The 1,271-nt window shown below is 43.9% G+C and carries 1 protein-coding gene; it reads left to right on the forward strand.

All coding sequences use genetic code 11. From position 1 onward, the window contains the following. A partial coding sequence (locus F6K38_RS42285; protein WP_287360854.1) for a dihydrolipoyl dehydrogenase family protein occupies window positions 1–1,082 on the forward strand: 1,082 nt, incomplete at its 5' end. Between the last annotated feature and the right edge of the window lie 189 nt (window positions 1,083–1,271).

Raw genomic sequence — 1,271 nt, forward strand, 5'->3', positions numbered from 1 at the left:
CTCGTGCGTATCTGATCGCTACTGGCTCTCGCCCAGATATTAGCGATATCAAAGGGTTACAGACCATAGACTATTTCACACCAAACGATATCTGGCACAAAGTGTTGAAGGTTGGAAAGTTGAAGGTTGCAGGTTCAACCTCCCAACCTTCACTACCCAAAAGCTGGGTAGTAATTGGTGATGAGCCTATTGCTCCAGAACTAGCTCAGACCTTAGTGAGACTCGGTTGTGAGGTAACGTTGGTGGTCAGTACTACCCGTATTTTGTTCCAGGAAGACCTAGAAGCATCTAGGCTCATACAAGCTCAGTTAGAAGCTGAGGGAATTCGGGTTCTGACGGATAGTCCAGTTGATCAGGTCAGAGAGATTGAGGGTAAAACCTGGGTTCAGGCTGGTAATAAGGCGATTGAAGCTGATGCCATTTTACTGGCTACGGGTGAGCAACCCAATGTGGAATCCTTAAATCTAGAAGGGGTTGGGATAAAGTACACTCAGCAGGGTCTTCAGCTCAATCAGAAGCTACAAACGACTAATCCCCGCATCTATAGCTGTGGCAAGATGGCTGGTGGTTATCCCTGTGGCCATATTGCCCAGTATCAAGCCAGCATTGCCTTGAAGAATGCATTGTTTTTCCCCTGCTTTAAGGTGGACTATCACGGGATTCCTTGGACAGTCTTAACTGAACCCCAATTAGCACGGGTAGGTCTTACAGAAGTAGAAGCTAGAAAGCGCTATGGTAAGAATCTATGGGTGATGCGAGAATATTTTAAAGAGTTAGATCAGGCTCAGCTCCTGGGGCAAACCACTGGGTATATGAAACTGGTAGTGGGGCGCAATGGGACAATTTTAGGAGCAACCATAGTTGGATCACAAGCAACAGAATTAATTGGGGAAATTACCCTAGCGATTCAGCAGAAAATCACATTGGGTGTGTTAGCAAATGTCTATTATCCCTATCCCACCTTGTCAGAGATTTTTAATAAAACAGCAATCCAGTGGCAACATCAACGAATGAGTCGTAATCAGACCTTAAAAAACTTTCTGGAAGGCTTCTTTAACCTACGCCGTAGTTGGTCAAAATGAATGTTGATTACCATTAATTCACGCTTAAACCTTAAACATTTAACAGTTAAAATTTAAAATTTAACAGTCAACATTCAAGCTTAAACTTCTGCATTAAAATGACAGCAACCAGCCAACCAACTGAATTCCAGTACAAACCCCTGCACAAGCCTAACCAACTGATTTACGGTACAGGTCAAACGGCGGTGA

The organism is Moorena sp. SIO3B2, from assembly GCF_010692525.1.
Lineage (GTDB): Bacteria > Cyanobacteriota > Cyanobacteriia > Cyanobacteriales > Coleofasciculaceae > Moorena > Moorena producens.